This window comes from Sphingorhabdus sp. (assembly GCF_023910635.1).
GTDB lineage: Bacteria > Pseudomonadota > Alphaproteobacteria > Sphingomonadales > Sphingomonadaceae > Sphingorhabdus_B.
This window is the reverse complement of sequence record NZ_JAAVVZ010000007.1, coordinates 94,913-110,335: the sequence shown is the minus strand read 5'-3', so window position 1 is coordinate 110,335 and position 15,423 is coordinate 94,913. Positions and strand designations below refer to the sequence as shown.

Below are 15,423 nucleotides of genomic sequence, written 5' to 3'. Positions count from 1 at the left end.
CCATATGTCATCGATGATTTAAGCAGTATGCCGTTTCTCTAGTTGAACGTATTCTGTACCTCAGACCCCATATAGTAGTACTAACATGTGAAGCGAGAACGATTTGCGAACTGACAGAATGTAGAAGCAACTTAGAGCTGCCGCAACTAAACACCGATATCGCCGGCGAAGTATTCCCTGACCTTTTCAGTTACTTCCGGTGTCAGCGCGACGAAAATTCGTCTCAGATCATTGGGATCTGGTTGCCGCGATATGTAACCATTATCCTCAAGAACGCTTACCCATCGTAAGGCCGTTGTTGCAGGAACAGCGGCCGCAATGCAGGCACTTGATACTGATATGCGTCGCCCTTGCTCACCTGCGATAAAAAGGTCGATCAAAATGTCCCATGCTGGGTCTGCAAACAGATCACACGTGCCAAAAATTTTATTTCTGACCCTCCGCATCTTATAATATTTTACCGCATTTTCCAGCGCGGTGGTTTTATTCAAAAAGCTAACTGCCGCGTCATTACGAAGCGCGACCACTCTGGTTTCAACAGACCGGAGAGCTGCTTCAATTTGCGCAAACTCGGCCCTTAATTCATCGGTACCCGCATCCATCACATTAGTCCCCCGCGAAGAAAGCTAAACCACCGCGACCCAGAAACGATTATATGGTCCCTGACTTCGATCTCCATTTGGTACCCAAGTGCCTTTAATTTTTTGGTAAACTCAATGTCGCATTTGCTTGGTACCACCTGCCCGCTCGGGTGATTATGCACGAGCAAGATTGCGCTTGCGGACAGTTCAAATCCTCTCCTAAAAATGTTTCGTGGATAGGCGGTTAACGTTGTGAGTGTACCTGAAGCCAGCACTTCATCGCCCACCAAACGATTGCCACCATCCAGAAACAAAACGCGAAGTTGTTCAACAGAAAGAGAACCCATCCCCATGACAAGATAATCGATCAGGCGCTGGTCGGTGGCCTGAATGGGGATGCACTGGACTTCGCCGCGTAACCCCACTTCCATCGCAACGTGAGCGGCTTCGATTAATTCTATAACTTGGGGCCAAGGACCGATGACCCGACGCAGCGATTCAGGTGTTTCTGAAAAAACACGTCCAACGGAACGAAATTCTTCAATTAAAGCCTCAGCAAAACTGGCCGCCTGACAAGGAGCAACATTCGCAATCAGTTTCTCCAAGGCTGATCTGTGAGGTTCATGTGAAGACGAGCCTGGTGATTGTATGTGCCGACTGTCAAAACTACGAGCAGCAGATAAGAACTCGATACCTGCATGATCGCATAGGCTGTTGGAAGAAGGGTGTAGTCCATCAGTCGGGTTACGTGTGAAATTAGCGATATGGTTTGAAGAGAAGTTACCCATAGCGGCCATAATGTCCGTGCTCTAATAGCGATGACAAAAAGCGCCGACCATCCAGCCAAATCGATGATGAAATGCCCGGGATCGAGTTTAATATAGGTCGGCGGTGTGAGGGCATGTACAAACGGATCGCTTACGGCCATTAACAACAAGACAATTGCCGCAGCGCGCTCCGGTTTTCCGCCCTTCCACAGTGCATAGCCAGCACAGATGGCTAGGAGCAATAAAACAGGAAGTAAGCGCACTTCTCCGTAGCATCACGCGGCGGCAATTAAGTCAATGTCAGATGTTAGCTTGCAACTGACAACCTTGTAACGGTGGCTTCGGTAATCGCGTTCTTTGGACACTCATGAAGGTCAAAGCCGGCGTGCACCTCTGCAAGTTGAGCCAAGTCTTTATGCACTCTAAGCACATCGCTGCTTGCGGTCATTAGTGCATTTTGCGCCTTGGCAAGTCTTACAATTGTTGATTGACCCGTCGCTGCCGAAACGCCTGTCTGTTTTCTTGCCGTGACGAGTTGAGTTATTAACGTTGAAACCTGAATAAGTGCATCATCGATAGACCCTTCTGTCAACGGAACCTGACGGGATATGCGAGCGGCAGCTAGTTCAATGTTCATATTCATACAGTTTCTCCTGTCCCGAAACGCACACACGTTGCAGGCTTGATTTGAATGGTTTCGTCTTACTTATGAAGCTGCTAGCATTCTCGATAAGCTTTGAGCGACCGATAAGCCGACCAAAACAACGGATAAAATACCAACCGTTAATCCGAACATTATGGCTACCCTATTTAGAGTACCCATATCGACTGACGGGCTCCACGAGAGGCTTGACCGTTCAAAGTCTTGATGTTCTAGAACGCCGCTGAAGGGGATCAATGCAGGTTCATTAAGCGTCAAGCCGATATTCGGTCGTACCTCCTGCTGAGATGTATCAAGCAAAGCTATCGTGCTTGGAATACGTGCTGCATCATATATGATCCGGTCATATGTTTGTGTGGCACGAGCAAAGATAATGGCCGCTTCGTCTCGGTTTTTTGCTCCCAAGATGTGCCGTGCGCTCGCAATACGCTGGTCCACTGTTGGTTTAGCGATTTGCAGCTCTCTTGCGATTTCCTTTGAAGACTTTCTCAACACGACCAGGTGCATGCACTGGCGCTGCTTCTCAGTGAGACGGGCGACGTTTGCGCGCTCGATGGCTTCAGCTTCCATTTTCTGCGTTCCCTTCGCAGTGACTCGGTACTGAGAATAAAAAATTTAATACAATGATTCAATTACTTTTTAAATCGTTCGTATTCGATGATTCGTTGGCAATCATGGCCTCTAGCCTCCTCAAACCCAGATCGACATGCACGGCCACCGTAGTCAGCTTTAATTCGTCTAATTTCTCAAGAAGCTCGCGCATACCCAAAGCAAGCGTCTCATATCTATTATTTTCAACCATTAAGGGCTCTTTTCACATTTTATCATGCACTTGCTCGAAGCCTATAGTGCAATCATGTTTTGACATCCCTCAAGTCATTTAGCAGTCCACTTAAGCAGATACCAGTAGGAAGACCAAAAAATCACACGTGTTAGCTGTAGAGTGGCATTTCTGTGTGAAATACACTCAACCGAAGGTTGACGCGAAACTAATAAAGGTCCCGTTGTGACGACTAAACGACGAATCGGTATTGTCAAAGGCGCGGATGACGATGCCTATGATCAAGAAAAAGCGCTTCAAAGCGCCGGCTGTCATAAAATCATTCGCGTTGTGCGAGGAGAAAACATTAAGGCACTGTTGAGAGCGACCGACAAGAATTTGCAGTCCGGCGACACAATCGTCGTTCAAAAACTCCACGTCCTTTCAACGAGCAGTGTAAATCTATCGCGCCGATTCCGCCAAACCGCAACGAAGGGTGTGACACTAGCACTACTTTGGCAGATTTGTAATTTAGGGGATTCCCTTTTTGTCCGATCGGTGATTCATAGGGAGCTAGCTTATGGAGGCTGGCGATGGTTGGTGATTGGCGGGATGATCTTGAGGCTTGGCTAGAGCCGTTTGTTGCGGCGCTTCGGCACAAGACGCGGGGGCGGATGTGTCCATCGTATGTGGCTGGTTTGATCGGGCCCGGGGATCGCAAGAGTGTTCAGCCCATGGCGGCCCGTAGCGGGGGTGCGAGCTACGACCAGTTGCACCATTTCGTTTCGAGCGGCGTCTGGGATGCGGCCCCATTGGAGACAGCTTTACTGACAGAAGCGGACGCGCAAATCGGCGGGGACGATGCTTGGTTGATCATCGATGACACGTCTTTGCCCAAGAAGGGAACGCATTCGGTGGGGGTTGCGCCGCAATATGCTTCGACGCTGGGCAAGACGTCCAACTGCCAGACACTGGTATCGCTGACACTGGCGCGGCGGGAGGTGCCGGTGATGATAGGCTTGCGGCTGTTCCTGCCCGAGATATGGACCAGTGATCTGGCACGGCTTGACCGCGCCAAAGTGCCAGAAGCGCGCCGCGATTACCGGACCAAGCCCGAGATTGCCCTTGAAGAGATCGACCGGGCTCGGCAAGCAGATGTCCGCTTCGGCTGTGTGCTGGCTGATGCCGGATATGGTCTGTCCGCGCCGTTCCGGCAGGGCCTTTCTGAGCGTGGGCTAACATGGGCCGTGGGCATCCCTTACAAACAGAAGGTCTATCCAGCCGACGTCACCATGATCTTTCCTGTATCAGGAAGGGGAAGGCCACGCGAGCGCCATATCCCGGACGTGAAGTCTGTGACGGCAAAAGCCATGCTGGAAGCTGCAAATTGGCGGACGGTCAGCTGGCGCAAGGGAACCAAAGGACGGCTTTCCGCTCGATTTGCCGCCGTGCGGGTGCGCGTCGCCGACGGGCCAACTCAGCGCATCCACGATATGGGGGCACAGCATCTGCCCGGTGAGGAGGTCTGGGTGATCGGTGAACATCGTTCGACCGGCGAACGCAAATATTATCTCTCGAACCTGCCTGCCGATACCCCGATCAAGCAACTTGCCGGGGCCATCAAGGCACGATGGGTTTGTGAACAGGCCCATCAGCAGCTTAAGGAAGAGCTTGGCCTTGATCACTTCGAAGGGCGGTCATGGCAAGGACTGCACCGGCACTGCCTCATGTGCATGATCGCGCTCGCCTTCCTCCAATCCCGGCGGCTCAAACAGGCCAAAGGGGAAAAAAAGAATCTCCGGACCTCCGCCACAACCCAGCCTGCCAGCAGTGCGCCAAGCCATCCTTAACGCTCTCGCCCAACCGCCGCCAACACTATGCCCGCATTGCCGAAAATTCATCAATAATGAGAAAGTGCCAAAGTAGTGCTAGACAAAAGAACCTAAACGATCGCAGTCAGGTCAGTCAGTCATATTTTGTCATGATCGCCGAGATTGCATCGTTCAGTTTGGCCATGAGGGCGCTACGCGCATCTTGAGTTGGCAGGTCAAGCCATCCGAATTGTAGCATGACCAAATGCGTTGCATTATCAACCGCGTTATCAAACCTGTCTGCAGCGCTGAGTAGGTCTATTTCGATGTGAGTTTCGTCATGTTCAACCTCGGTTATGAAATAGCCTATTAGGTTTATATAGTGGCATCCCGATACAATCCACATCAGGTCGCCTTCGTCAATTTAGCTCCAGATCACAGCGTTCGGGTGTTTTTTGATGAATTTGTGATCAAGCCAGTTTGTTTCGAACATTCGGCCATCGTGTGAGGCGTTGTTGTCATACGGATTTTGAATTGGGCGATATTGATCGGCCCACTCTTCGTAGGACAATTTGAGCATATATTTTCTCCGGTATTTTTATGCCGTGAAAGACTCGTGCGCGAGCGCAAGCGCCGTGCGCGTGTCTTGGTTTAATGGGACCCCGGCAGCGGTCATCAAGATCGCGGTGAAGTCGATCTGTGATGACTAAGCCACGTCATTGTCTATGTATTAACCGTCAAAGCGGTATACTTGCAGGTTACAGGGCCGAAAGGTGTCCAGACGATGCTGTGGCTGATTCAAGCCTCGCGCATGGTGACCTTCAGCTTACTGGCATTCAGGCGATCTCGGATTGCGTCAATCATCGCTTGTGCAAGCGTTGATGGAAGGTAGCCATACTCCCATTGGGTCGTACTTGCCGGCACGATGCCCGGATCATTCCAGTCGATCTCATTGACCTCTGTGGTTATGATCCATGATTGTTTATCATCCAGATTGAGGTGGCGTTTTATGCCAGAGGGTATCTCTATGCCATCTGTTGATTCTGGTTGGGTGTGCGTAATCGGGGCAATCATAACGCGTTGTTCGTCTTGGGCATTGATGACGGCAACAACAATTGCACAAGGCCGAACCTTCGCGCCTTCAACGCTGCCGCGGCGCGCTTCATTTCGCCATAGATAATCGTAGCGGATTACAAGTCCGCTTGATGGTGCTGGCTTTTTCATTGTTTTAGTCGATTAGTGTGTCGAGCTGGGGATCAATATGAGATAAATCCGCATTGTCGAGAGCGGTACGCCATTCTTCGGGTAACTCATGAATATGGTAAGCGCGGCGCTTGTCGCATGCCTTCAAGCGTTCGTACTCGTCGATATCAATCAAAACGCGCACAGCACGATTGTGCTTTGTGATGAACACTGGCGACTTGCCCGCGTCTTCCATGTAGCGCCCTGTCCGGGTTTGAAATTCAGTAGCGGCAACGCTGGTCATTATTCTCGTTCCTTATCGTCTTTAGCTATAATAGCTAAAATAGCAAAAATGTTCAATGACTGTTTTCCAGAACTCGTTTACGCGGCTATTCTATCGCCTCTGTATCGTTCGGCGTCGATGCCGTGCTGCGACAGTTCGCCGTGATAATATCTCTGTACGAGACCACAAATGTCTTCTGGCGCGTACCAGCGATGGGGGCTAATCAGCCTGCCCATTTTAGGGGGTACGGTTACATTTTGGATGCGGGCAGCATCGTGAAACGTTCCGGAAAACGGATTGTAGGTGGCAATTGATGCATCCGAAAATGTAATGGGCTTCGACAGGTCGAGGCCAAATATCTGTGACACGGGCACAATTGCGTAAAGGCAGATGAGAAAATGCTGTGAACAGCTATTTTCGATCATCTCCTTGAGTTGTTCCAGCGTGCACAGCGGTTGCGATGGCCTTGTAAATGAGGGGCGTTTGAGCCGCGATTTCGACCATTCTGGTGATGACGAGTTTCGGTTGCCGCTATGCGCGCGGTAGGCGCTGACCGTATAACCGAGTGCTGCCAGCGCGTGGACCAGATTGTCGCAGACCGTCAGGCCGCGGTAATCGAACCAAGGCCGGGTTGATGATATGGTTGCATCAAGCGCATGTCCTGGCGGTGCCAGCAGGAAGACAATCTCGGCGCGGTCGAATGATGAGAATATATCCTTTGCAGACGAAGTGTCCTGTTCGTATAACTTGTCGCACAGCATTTCGGTCAAGGTTTCCTGAAGACATTCAACCTGGGCGGCGGTCACGCTAGGCGTGTCGGGATAAGGTGGGATCTCAGCGGCGATCATTGCTTGGGCAATTTCGCGTGCTTCATAATAGGGTGTATGGGGCTCAAAGCAGCCGCTATCGGTTATCGCAAGCAGTGGGTCATCGCCCGTTTCTAGATTGGAAAGTGCGACATCTGCAACATGGTTGCATGTCTTGATCGGGATGCTGCTTCTGTCTTGTTGCCAAGCTTGGAAATAGGCGTTTTTTGACCGGTCGGTGATTTCATTGGTCAAGACATTGCGGTGTTCGAAGGTGAGCAAGTCGAAATCACCGGTATGCGCAAGATCAATCAGGGCGCGCTGAAGAGAAGATGGGTTGTCAGTCATGAGACGGTCCTTTGATAGGATGAAAGAAATGCGACGGTCTGGTCAGACTGGCGGTGTAGCCCGAATCAACACGGCGATTGTCAATGCGGCCATGCCAGCGGCGGCGGAAACAACGCTGATGAACACTATCATGATGGCGCGGCGGCATCGCTCCCTTGCGTGCTGTGTCCTGCGTTGAGATCTAACGATAACGAGGGGCTGGATGCGTTTGCCAAGCCGGAGCTGTGATGCAGAGCGTTCCATTAGTAGTCACTCGCCAGCATGATGGTCATGACGCGCGATGTGATCGTGGGATCGGCGGGATTGTCTGACCGATATTTGAGATCAAGGTCATAATAATCGATTTTGAAATACACGCGCTCGCCCATGAAATCGAGAAAACCCATGTCGCGTTCTCCATGGGGATCGTTGTCCCACGAGAGGCTGAAGTCATATCCTGCAATCAGCCGGTTCAATTCGTCGCAGCGTCGTGCAAATGTGAAGCCGTTTGCGTTTTCGGTCATGTGACTGCGCAGCGCGTGCGTTAGTATTATTGCGTCTTTGTTAAGTTGGGGTCCTTCTTGGCGAAATTTGTCGTTGAGTTCCGCGCATTTTTTGCGATCGTAGCCCTCCAGGCTGGGAAGTATTGCATCCATGGGGTTGATCCTTTCTGTTTCAGATTTAATCCTCCCTCAGCCTCCCTCTTCTCTCTGTATTTTAATGGGAGTTGCCGCAAAGCGGCTGACGCTGACCTTTCAGGTCGTTGGTTGCAGCGGAAAAATATATTGTGATCCATTTGCTCGCTTGCAATGTTCATGTAATGTTCTAATGTCTTGATAAGAAAGGAAATGAATATGTTGGAAGAGTTTGTGTCTGATACTTTTGACATCGAATTGGGTCTGAAAGACGCATTTGATGATACTACGCAGCAGCCTTCACGCCGGATATTGGCAGCATTGTCGATTGGTATGCCGCCGGGCGATGCATTTTATGCAGCGCGCGAGCTTCATAATGCTGTCCAGCTGATCGTCGGCGGTACGCGCCGGGGCCGGATCAAGCTTGCCGAAATCCTTGGTGCGCGGTGCGATGATTATCAACGCGCTCTTTGGTACGCGGTTGCGGGCCGAAATCATTTTGGGGTGCTGAGCGATCTTGGCTGGTTGGTCGAGCAACTCGATGCACGGCTGAAGGTGGCGATTGAGATGAGCAACAATGGTTTGAGTGTCGTCACCGACGATGCACCATATGCTTGTGATGGCCCACGTGGACCGATCGGTGTTTTTACGTCCGACTTCGACGTGTCGGCGTTTGATATGCTGTCAGACAGCTAAATTGATCAATATTGCCGGATCATCGTTTGATCGAATGATCGTAATGGCCTCTGGACAAGGATATTCACAGACCTGGTGCCAATCACCTTTGCGCACGATGGCGTAATTGCGGCCGTTATTGTCGGCAAGTTGGTTGGCAACCCGGTACGCGTTTTCGAAGGTGGCAAGATGTGTCATCGGGTGCGGCCTTTAAGGTGATTTTCGGGATGATACAGGCTTCATTCCCAATCGAATAACGCAAGATCGCTGGAGATTGGCCAGTCTTTATCCAGCATAATATAATCGCAACCCCGCGCGCGCGCATATTGCAGGACATTTTGAAGATCGGTCGGAATATCACCGCCGAGTTCGAGTTGCTCGAGATGTGCATACATAAACCATCCATATTCGCCCTTGACCCAAACGGGCAATGTCCGACAAAGCTGCGGTAATGCATGATTGCAAGTTTCCTGGGAAAGATGCGCGGTCGAAATAGTCAGCATTTTGCAAAGCGGTTCTTCCGAGTTGTTGTTGTCGGCCTTGTTTGGTGCGGAGGTATCGGGGCCCGGTGGTGTCATATCAATTTTGGCTTCGCCGTCGCAGAAATGGATGGCTAGCGAAGCGCTATTGGAAACAAGGCCGCCGATCGCGCGTTCCACCGCTGCCTTGATTTCGACCATTTTTGCTTCTTCGCGGCTGAAAAGAAGCGCGATAGCGGCAGGTTGGCATGCGTGTTCCCAGTTTGATTGCTGGGTATAGCTGCTGTCGGCGTCGACATCGTTGAAAACGGAAAAATAGGCGTCGGTCATATAGGATTCGAGGGAGCCTATTGTGAGATCGGTGTTTTTGCGCACGAGCACCGGCATGTCCGCAGGGTCGGAATAACATTCAGTATCGTCCAGCAGCCATAAGTCTGTGTGGAGCGTGATCGCTTCTTTGTCGGCTTCACCGATTATATGGTGAATGGTGAGCGTGAGATTAATTTGGTCTGGCCGGCATGTATCAGGATTTTTGGCGCGCTCATATGCGCTATCTCCGTCAATCAGTTTTTTGTCGTAAATCGCGGTTATACTCATTTCGCCAAGAACGGGTATCGCGTCGTACCAGCTATATCCGACAAACTGATCTTGTGTCTCGACAAGCGTGAATGCGAAGGGTTTGTTAAGATCAAGCGCGCGGTGAAGTGTTTGTTCACTGGGCACGGAAAAAGATTGAGCTATGAGATAAGATGCCTCGGCTGCCGCAAGATCGGCGCGCACGTTATAGTCGGTGAAACTGCCAGCGTCTGAATCGCAAATTGAAGGTGTCCAATTCTTCAACGTGGCGCGTGCTTCTGAAAGGTCGATGCCGAGTGTCAAGGCTTTGGAGTAATCGTCGAATGATAATGTATGGTGATCCTGTTTTGCGATGACGGTGAACAATGCACGTTTGCAGGCGGTCTCCATTTCGGGAATGAACGCGTTCATCAGCAACTCTTTACGTGCTGGTAAAACAAGCTTCAGCGCCGGGCAGTCGATGATGTCGATTCTGCAGCTAAGCGAACGTAGTATTCCGACTTCCTCCAGTGTTGGCAAATTATTGTAATTGAGCGTCAACCCGAAGAAGTTGATAGCCGGATAGTAAGGGTTGTAACGGCAATATTTGTTTTCAAATATGCCAATCCGTAGGCCTAGAGTTTCTTCGATGTGGAGTGCGTCGGCTAGAAAATCGGCTTGCTCGCACAGGATGCCGTTGAATTCTACCTGTACGGGCAGGTAGTGAGCTGCTTGGGTAACAATAGATTGCAGGACGTCAATATTTTTAACGCCATATTTGTCGGTCGTGAGCGCGAAATCAAATCGAAGCCGTGTGCCGTGCGGAAAGTCGGGAGCAATATTGAAATCAATGGGCACCAATTCGTTGCCTGTCCATGCGGCGGGTGAAAGCACGAGGCGGAACGCTTTGCCTGCGTGCGTGATGGTTTCAACATCGACATGTTTGCCCGCTAGGGAAAACAGGCCCATGCCTGCGGGGTCTTCACGTGTAATAACATCTTGCCCCCAAGCAGATGTGCCAAGCGTGACAACTTTGCCGGGATGGTCTATTCCGCAGCCATTGTCTGTGATGCTGATCGAGCAGACATTGCCTGAAATGACAGCGTCAACTGTAATGATAGTTGCACCAGCGCGACGGCTGTTCTGAAACAGTTCGTTGATGATGTCTTGGGGCGTGCCATTAAACAGCCGGGTTGATTTTTGGATCATGTCTGGAGAGACGGTGACGCGCATTGGGTATTGGGTCATGATATTGGTTCCTTTTGAAGGGTTTTACTGGTTGACGTCGATTGGGGACTGGCGGGCTGTGGCATGACAGGCGCGGCGGCGAACAGGTCGAGTTGCGCCATCATTTTCGCACCGCCTTAACCACGGCTTTGACTTCTCGCCATTGAACCACAAACTTGTCCCAGCCATGATAGCGCACTTGCGGGTTTCCAAAGCAGTCGATCCCGACGACTTTTCGGGTTGCTATTTTGTAGTGCGACCGCGTGACCGCCTTGAAAGTAATGCTATCGCCGATAGCGATTTTTCTCGGTCTCATGTTATTCTCGGTTCGTTAGCTGCTATGAAAAGGGGTAAATGGCCCGAGTCGCGTTGATCAACGTGCATCGCGCGGCGGTGCGGGCCGTTGACGGCGGCGGCTATCATTTGCCGGTCGCGCTTCGCAATAAAGCGGTCAATGCCGTCCAGTGCGTTGTCGCGTTCGGCAATCAGTTGCTCTTTGGTTGCGGCGGCGGTCATGATTGCACCGCGCGGCCTGCGGCTTCATCGTCCAACAGAAGTTGGTTAATAAAGCTGGTCACCCGTTTATAGGCAAACTGATCTAAAAGCGGACGATGATCACCGACGGATAGCTGTTGCAATTCGTTGAGAATGAAGTCGTGCAGTCGCGTCGCAACGCTTTTGTGATGAAAAAGCGCTGCGGAATGCACTGAATAGCCGCGCCAAAAGACTTGCCAATAAATGCGTTTTTCGACTGTTAAATTTGCGCTCATGATTGCACCGTCTTTGCCTGAGCTATGGCTGCCGCAATGCGCGATTGATCCGCATAGGTTGCACCAACTTTCGTTTTGGATAAATTTGTGCGACGATTGAGGCCTGCGCGCCATGCCAGGCATTCAGCTTGCGCGGCTATAAGCTGCTGCAACAAAATCGGCGCGGCGGCGGCTTGCTGCAGATATCGCACCGCATCTTTCAAATCTGATTTTTTCCCGGGATATTTGGTTAAATCCGCTGTTAGAACCGGAGTCCCATCTTTCCGAAAAACAGACAAAGGAACAAGCTGTACTGTTAAACATTCCATTTCAAAATCTCCTGATGGTGCCAGTCTGCCTTAATCGCCATTCTCGGCAGCTGTCGTGCATCACGCCTCTTCAAAACTGTGACTTTGAGCATCGTCAGGCGGCAATCTTGAGCGCGCGCTCTTGCGCCTCGTGCATCCAGTCAGCGGCCGCCTGTGCCTTGCTTGCTGCTGTTAGCAGTGCTTTTGGATCGTCGCGCAGCGTTGTGAGCCATGACTGGATATAGGCGGCATGATCGGGACGCGGAATACAGGCGAGACCAAGATCGGCCATGATGTAAGCGGCGGTGAGTTCTGCAGTCAGTTCCTCTCTGGAGTAGAGTTCGTCACCAAAATGCTTGCCAAAGGTGCGATTCAGCCGCGTCTTTGCGCCTGTTGCGTGTCCAGCTTCGTGAAACAGCGTTGAATAGAAGGCGTCGCTGGATTTGAAGCGGGCAAATTCCGGCATTTTAATCATGTCAGCCGACGGGATGTAGCAAGCTTGATCGCCTTCGTATCGCATAGCGATCTGAAGGTTATCGAAGAACATTTGTGCATCGGGTATACGCATGGCGTCTTCAAGAACGGGTTCGCCTGCTTCGGGCGGCTCGTAGCCTTCAACCTGATCCTGATTGAATACGGTAAAGCCGCGGGCAAACATCCGGCTGCGGGTTGCCTCGTCCGCATCACCAAGCGGATTGTTCACCCCGGTTTCAGCTGCTTCGGTTCGTTTCCAGAAAATCAGATAAGTTCCAGATTGGCCTTTGCGGACATGTGCGCCGAGGGCTTGCCACTGCCGGTATGTTCCCCAAATGCCTGTTGAATAGTTCATTGCGTCGGCGGTTGCCCAAAGCATAATGACATTCCCGCCGCGATAGCGCTTCTTGCTGGCAATGTTGAGGGGCCGCGTGATCGCGTTGCCGCTGTGGTGCCAGGGCATCTGAAAGTCGCCTGCGCCTTTTTCAATGGCCTTGATGATGTGATTCGTGGTCTTTTGATAAATGTCGCAGCGGTCTGACTGATTGCTGGGCATGTTATTTCTCCTTTGGCGAAAAAAAGCGTCAACACCCCTTCCCCGCTCCCCTTTTGTCAGGCGCAGTGAATTGGGCCGAAGGCGCTGCTGCGTTGTGTTTTTCGGGCAATCTGTGATGGCCGGTGGAATTATTGAGGTTGGTGGGTTTGCGGCTTTGATCCTAGATATTCAGCTGCAATTGGCGCGGTCGCGGATAGTGCGTGCGTGCAAGTTCCATCGACAGCCGCTGAAGCGTTGCTGCGTATAAATTGGGCTTTGCCGGATCGGCGGCGCAGCTGGCTGCCCAAGCACCGTGCCGACCTGAAATGAAATAGACGTCACCGTCGTCGTCATAGGCCCGGTATGGTGCAGGGTTTTGCCCTGTGAAATAGGCGCGGGGTTGGATATTCGCAGGAAGTGCGTGCATAATGCGTCTCTGTTGGATGTTTTGAATATGCAGGGACCAGGGGCATCGGCCTGGCCCCTGCACAGCTACCGTGAAGCGGGGTTAGACTTCTTCGGCAGGTTCGGGTTCAGAAGCTGTTTCGGCTTCGATATTCTCGCCGGCTTCGAATTGGTTGTCGTCGGAGTATTCTTCGTTTTCAACCAATGGGGGCTCTTCGCTGGCCGCGCTGTCAAATTGCATGACAGCCGGTGTCCAGCTAAGCGCCTTGGCCTTGATTTCAGGGCTTTCAATGAAGTCGCCAGCAAAAATCTTTTCGGCAGCAGCAGCAAGGTCAGCTTTTTTGCAATTGGCGTAGTGGGCGCCAAAGCCGGGTCCGCCGACGTCGGCAAGTGCAGCCATTGTGACGGTTTTTGATACGCGGTCGAAGAAATTGGCTCCGGTTGGCCGCCAGTAGGCTGCGGTGTCGATATCGAGATGCTGTCCAAGCCAGTTGTGTAAACTGTCCCTTTCGTTGAGCGAGGCGACAAGCGAGCTGCTGACTGCAAAGGCAAGCCAAGCGGCTTTGGTCTCTTCGGGCAAGTTCATGAATGCGACGAATGACGCTACAGTGTTGTGCTCGGTGTACCAACTCATGTCGAGACTATTGCGGATTGCCTGAAGCTGCTGGCTTGCGGGCGATTCAACCCGGGCGGTTAGCGATGGGTTTACCGACCCGTGCATTGTGATGACCGAATTGGTCTTAATCTGATAATCATAGATCCCGGCAGTCTTGAGTGCGAGCTGGAAGATAGTGATATCGAGCGCAACTTGCGGGTTGTTGGCGACATGAAGCGACAGAATATCACGCCGTTGAACGGAAAGTTCTTCCACCAGTTTTGCCGACAATTTTGCCGGATCGCCAGCGCCCTTCTGAATAGGAACGACTGTCTCTTCGCCTGTTTCATCGTTGGTAAGGCTGATGGATTTGACGGTGGAGTATAATGTTGCATCAAGGGCAACGGTTCCTTCGCGCGTAAGCAGGAGAAAATGGCCGATGTGAGGCTTCATCGCTTCGGGGATGACGAAGGACTTGGCACATATGCGTTCATATTCTTTTTCAAGCGGTCCAATTTGCTCTTGAGCTTCGTCTTCAGCAAGATCGCCAGATTCAACAGCCTCGTAGATCGAGGCCAACTTTGTTTGGAGCTGTTCAATGTTCGCTTGTTCTTTATCATTAAGCGGTTCGCGCTGAGCATAGTAACGGTGTAGCTGGCTGACCTGTTCGTGCGGAGCGTAGCTCTGCAGGATAGGCGTCACCCAAGCGATGTTGTGTTCAGCCGCAACGATGGTCGCTTGCGCTTCCATTTTGGCCATTGCGAGATTGTTGGCGATGTCGCCGTCAAGCCATACAGCATCATTTTCATTGGCAAACAGGTCGCATTCGATACGGCCGCCTGCGGCTGTATATTCGTGCGCACCCACGAGGATGGCAACAGGGCTGGTCGACGGGATAGATCCGTCCTGGATTTGCCGCTTGATGGTGGATGCGTTGGTATAAAGACCCGCGGCTTGATCCCATACGGTGAGCTGCTTTGCCTGGTCATCAGTCGCGGCATAGGCAGCGGCAACATCGAGCGTGATTTTGCCCTCGGCAAGAGCATTGAAGATGGGATCGGCAAGATTTGCTAGGCGAAGACGCCGGGAGACAAGATTTTCGGTGCATCCAAAGCGTTTGGCAACATCAGCGATTGCCTGGGCATCGGTTCTGTCGCCCATGAATTCCTTGAAAGCGCGGACCTCGTCAGCCGCGGTCATGGCGACGCGTTGCGTGTTTTCGGCGGTCGATTTTTCGCGCTGCGTGTTTTCATCGGACTCGTCGAGTTCGACGTCAATTTCAATATCGGTCTTTGTGAGGCCTTGTTCGACATTATACTGAAACGCGCGGAGCCTGCGGCCACCTGCGAACACGTCGTAAAAGCCTTTCTTCTTGGACGGTGCGACGCGCATTTTTTGCAAGAGGCCGTGGGCTGCTATTGAAGCTGCGAGCGGTTCGATATTGGTATACGCCTTGCGGACGTTTGTCTCAGCAATCCGAAGCTTGTTTAGTTTGACTGTGATGATGCTCATGGGTGTATTCCTTGGTATAGATGATGCTCCCGAACCTTTTCCGGACGCAATTCTCCTCTTCCCCCTTCCCTCTTTTCAGATTTTATTGGGGGATCG

General features: G+C 51.7%; 21 protein-coding genes. 3 read left to right on the top strand and 18 right to left on the bottom strand.

The genetic code is table 11. From position 1 onward, the window contains the following. Window positions 1-146: 146 nt before the first annotated feature. The 6 genes from HEQ34_RS06260 to HEQ34_RS06235 form a co-directional block, all read right to left on the bottom strand. Window positions 147-602: a hypothetical protein gene (locus HEQ34_RS06260; protein WP_296198825.1), complete on the bottom strand. Its 456-nt coding sequence runs from the start codon at window positions 600-602 to the stop codon at window positions 147-149. Continuing rightward, a complete protein-coding gene (locus HEQ34_RS06255; RefSeq protein WP_296198822.1) occupies window positions 602-1,186 on the bottom strand; it encodes a JAB domain-containing protein in 585 nt (194 codons plus the stop codon). Before HEQ34_RS06255 ends, HEQ34_RS06260 begins: the two co-directional genes overlap by 1 nt. Beyond that, a complete protein-coding gene (locus HEQ34_RS06250) occupies window positions 1,174-1,611 on the bottom strand; it encodes a hypothetical protein (protein ID WP_296198820.1) in 438 nt (145 codons plus the stop codon). The genes HEQ34_RS06255 and HEQ34_RS06250 overlap by 13 nt, the downstream gene beginning before the upstream one ends. A gap of 44 nt (window positions 1,612-1,655) precedes the next feature. Beyond that, window positions 1,656-1,991, bottom strand: coding sequence for a hypothetical protein (locus tag HEQ34_RS06245; RefSeq protein ID WP_296198818.1), 336 nt, complete (start codon window positions 1,989-1,991; stop codon window positions 1,656-1,658). Window positions 1,992-2,054: 63 nt separating this feature from the next. Further along, complete coding sequence (locus tag HEQ34_RS06240; RefSeq protein WP_296198816.1) at window positions 2,055-2,579, bottom strand: helix-turn-helix transcriptional regulator; 525 nt, start codon at window positions 2,577-2,579, stop codon at window positions 2,055-2,057. A gap of 58 nt (window positions 2,580-2,637) precedes the next feature. Further along, window positions 2,638-2,811 (bottom strand): hypothetical protein, encoded by a 174-nt coding sequence (locus HEQ34_RS06235; RefSeq protein ID WP_296198814.1) that lies wholly within the window; start codon window positions 2,809-2,811, stop codon window positions 2,638-2,640. A gap of 204 nt (window positions 2,812-3,015) precedes the next feature. On the opposite strand from HEQ34_RS06235, the gene HEQ34_RS06230 reads away from it, so the two are divergent. Both HEQ34_RS06230 and HEQ34_RS06225 read left to right on the top strand, forming a co-directional pair. Beyond that, window positions 3,016-3,402 carry a hypothetical protein gene (locus tag HEQ34_RS06230; RefSeq protein WP_296198812.1) on the top strand — a complete coding sequence of 129 codons (387 nt, stop codon included), beginning with the start codon at window positions 3,016-3,018 and terminating at the stop codon, window positions 3,400-3,402. After that, complete coding sequence (locus HEQ34_RS06225) at window positions 3,363-4,619, top strand: IS701 family transposase (RefSeq protein ID WP_296195891.1); 1,257 nt, start codon at window positions 3,363-3,365, stop codon at window positions 4,617-4,619. The genes HEQ34_RS06230 and HEQ34_RS06225 overlap by 40 nt, the downstream gene beginning before the upstream one ends. Before the next feature lie 115 nt (window positions 4,620-4,734). Here HEQ34_RS06225 and HEQ34_RS06220 read toward each other — a convergent pair whose 3' ends face one another. From HEQ34_RS06220 to HEQ34_RS06200, 5 genes are all read right to left on the bottom strand, one after another. Further along, the gene (locus tag HEQ34_RS06220) at window positions 4,735-4,986 is read right to left on the bottom strand and encodes a hypothetical protein (RefSeq protein WP_296198810.1); all 252 of its coding nucleotides are present in this window, start codon (window positions 4,984-4,986) and stop codon (window positions 4,735-4,737) included. 392 nt (window positions 4,987-5,378) lie between these two features. Beyond that, window positions 5,379-5,804 (bottom strand): type II toxin-antitoxin system PemK/MazF family toxin, encoded by a 426-nt coding sequence (locus HEQ34_RS06215; protein WP_296198808.1) that lies wholly within the window; start codon window positions 5,802-5,804, stop codon window positions 5,379-5,381. A gap of 4 nt (window positions 5,805-5,808) precedes the next feature. Then, window positions 5,809-6,066 carry a type II toxin-antitoxin system Phd/YefM family antitoxin gene (locus tag HEQ34_RS06210; RefSeq protein ID WP_296198805.1) on the bottom strand — a complete coding sequence of 86 codons (258 nt, stop codon included), beginning with the start codon at window positions 6,064-6,066 and terminating at the stop codon, window positions 5,809-5,811. Window positions 6,067-6,143: 77 nt separating this feature from the next. Then, window positions 6,144-7,199 (bottom strand): hypothetical protein, encoded by a 1,056-nt coding sequence (locus HEQ34_RS06205; RefSeq protein WP_296198803.1) that lies wholly within the window; start codon window positions 7,197-7,199, stop codon window positions 6,144-6,146. Window positions 7,200-7,441: 242 nt separating this feature from the next. After that, window positions 7,442-7,834 carry a DUF3768 domain-containing protein gene (locus HEQ34_RS06200; protein ID WP_296198801.1) on the bottom strand — a complete coding sequence of 131 codons (393 nt, stop codon included), beginning with the start codon at window positions 7,832-7,834 and terminating at the stop codon, window positions 7,442-7,444. 213 nt (window positions 7,835-8,047) lie between these two features. Between HEQ34_RS06200 and HEQ34_RS06195 the strand changes: the two genes are divergently transcribed. Further along, window positions 8,048-8,509: a hypothetical protein gene (locus tag HEQ34_RS06195; RefSeq protein ID WP_296198799.1), complete on the top strand. Its 462-nt coding sequence runs from the start codon at window positions 8,048-8,050 to the stop codon at window positions 8,507-8,509. Here the strand turns inward: HEQ34_RS06195 and HEQ34_RS06190 are convergent. The 7 genes from HEQ34_RS06190 to HEQ34_RS06160 form a co-directional block, all read right to left on the bottom strand. Next, window positions 8,498-8,686, bottom strand: a complete 189-nt coding sequence (locus HEQ34_RS06190) for a hypothetical protein (protein WP_296198797.1) — start codon at window positions 8,684-8,686, stop codon at window positions 8,498-8,500. The genes HEQ34_RS06195 and HEQ34_RS06190 overlap by 12 nt on opposite strands. A gap of 41 nt (window positions 8,687-8,727) precedes the next feature. Beyond that, window positions 8,728-10,380, bottom strand: a complete 1,653-nt coding sequence (locus HEQ34_RS06185; RefSeq protein ID WP_296198794.1) for a hypothetical protein — start codon at window positions 10,378-10,380, stop codon at window positions 8,728-8,730. A 681-nt stretch (window positions 10,381-11,061) separates the two neighbouring features. Further along, complete coding sequence (locus HEQ34_RS06180) at window positions 11,062-11,265, bottom strand: hypothetical protein (RefSeq protein WP_296198793.1); 204 nt, start codon at window positions 11,263-11,265, stop codon at window positions 11,062-11,064. Further along, the gene (locus tag HEQ34_RS06175; protein ID WP_296198791.1) at window positions 11,262-11,519 is read right to left on the bottom strand and encodes a hypothetical protein; all 258 of its coding nucleotides are present in this window, start codon (window positions 11,517-11,519) and stop codon (window positions 11,262-11,264) included. Before HEQ34_RS06175 ends, HEQ34_RS06180 begins: the two co-directional genes overlap by 4 nt. A gap of 402 nt (window positions 11,520-11,921) precedes the next feature. Next, the gene (locus tag HEQ34_RS06170; protein ID WP_296198789.1) at window positions 11,922-12,836 is read right to left on the bottom strand and encodes a zincin-like metallopeptidase domain-containing protein; all 915 of its coding nucleotides are present in this window, start codon (window positions 12,834-12,836) and stop codon (window positions 11,922-11,924) included. 160 nt (window positions 12,837-12,996) lie between these two features. Beyond that, window positions 12,997-13,242 (bottom strand): hypothetical protein, encoded by a 246-nt coding sequence (locus HEQ34_RS06165; RefSeq protein WP_296198788.1) that lies wholly within the window; start codon window positions 13,240-13,242, stop codon window positions 12,997-12,999. Window positions 13,243-13,323: 81 nt separating this feature from the next. Further along, entirely contained in the window at window positions 13,324-15,327 is a 2,004-nt protein-coding gene (locus tag HEQ34_RS06160) for a ParB/RepB/Spo0J family partition protein (protein WP_296198787.1), read from the bottom strand. Window positions 15,328-15,423: the final 96 nt, after the last annotated feature.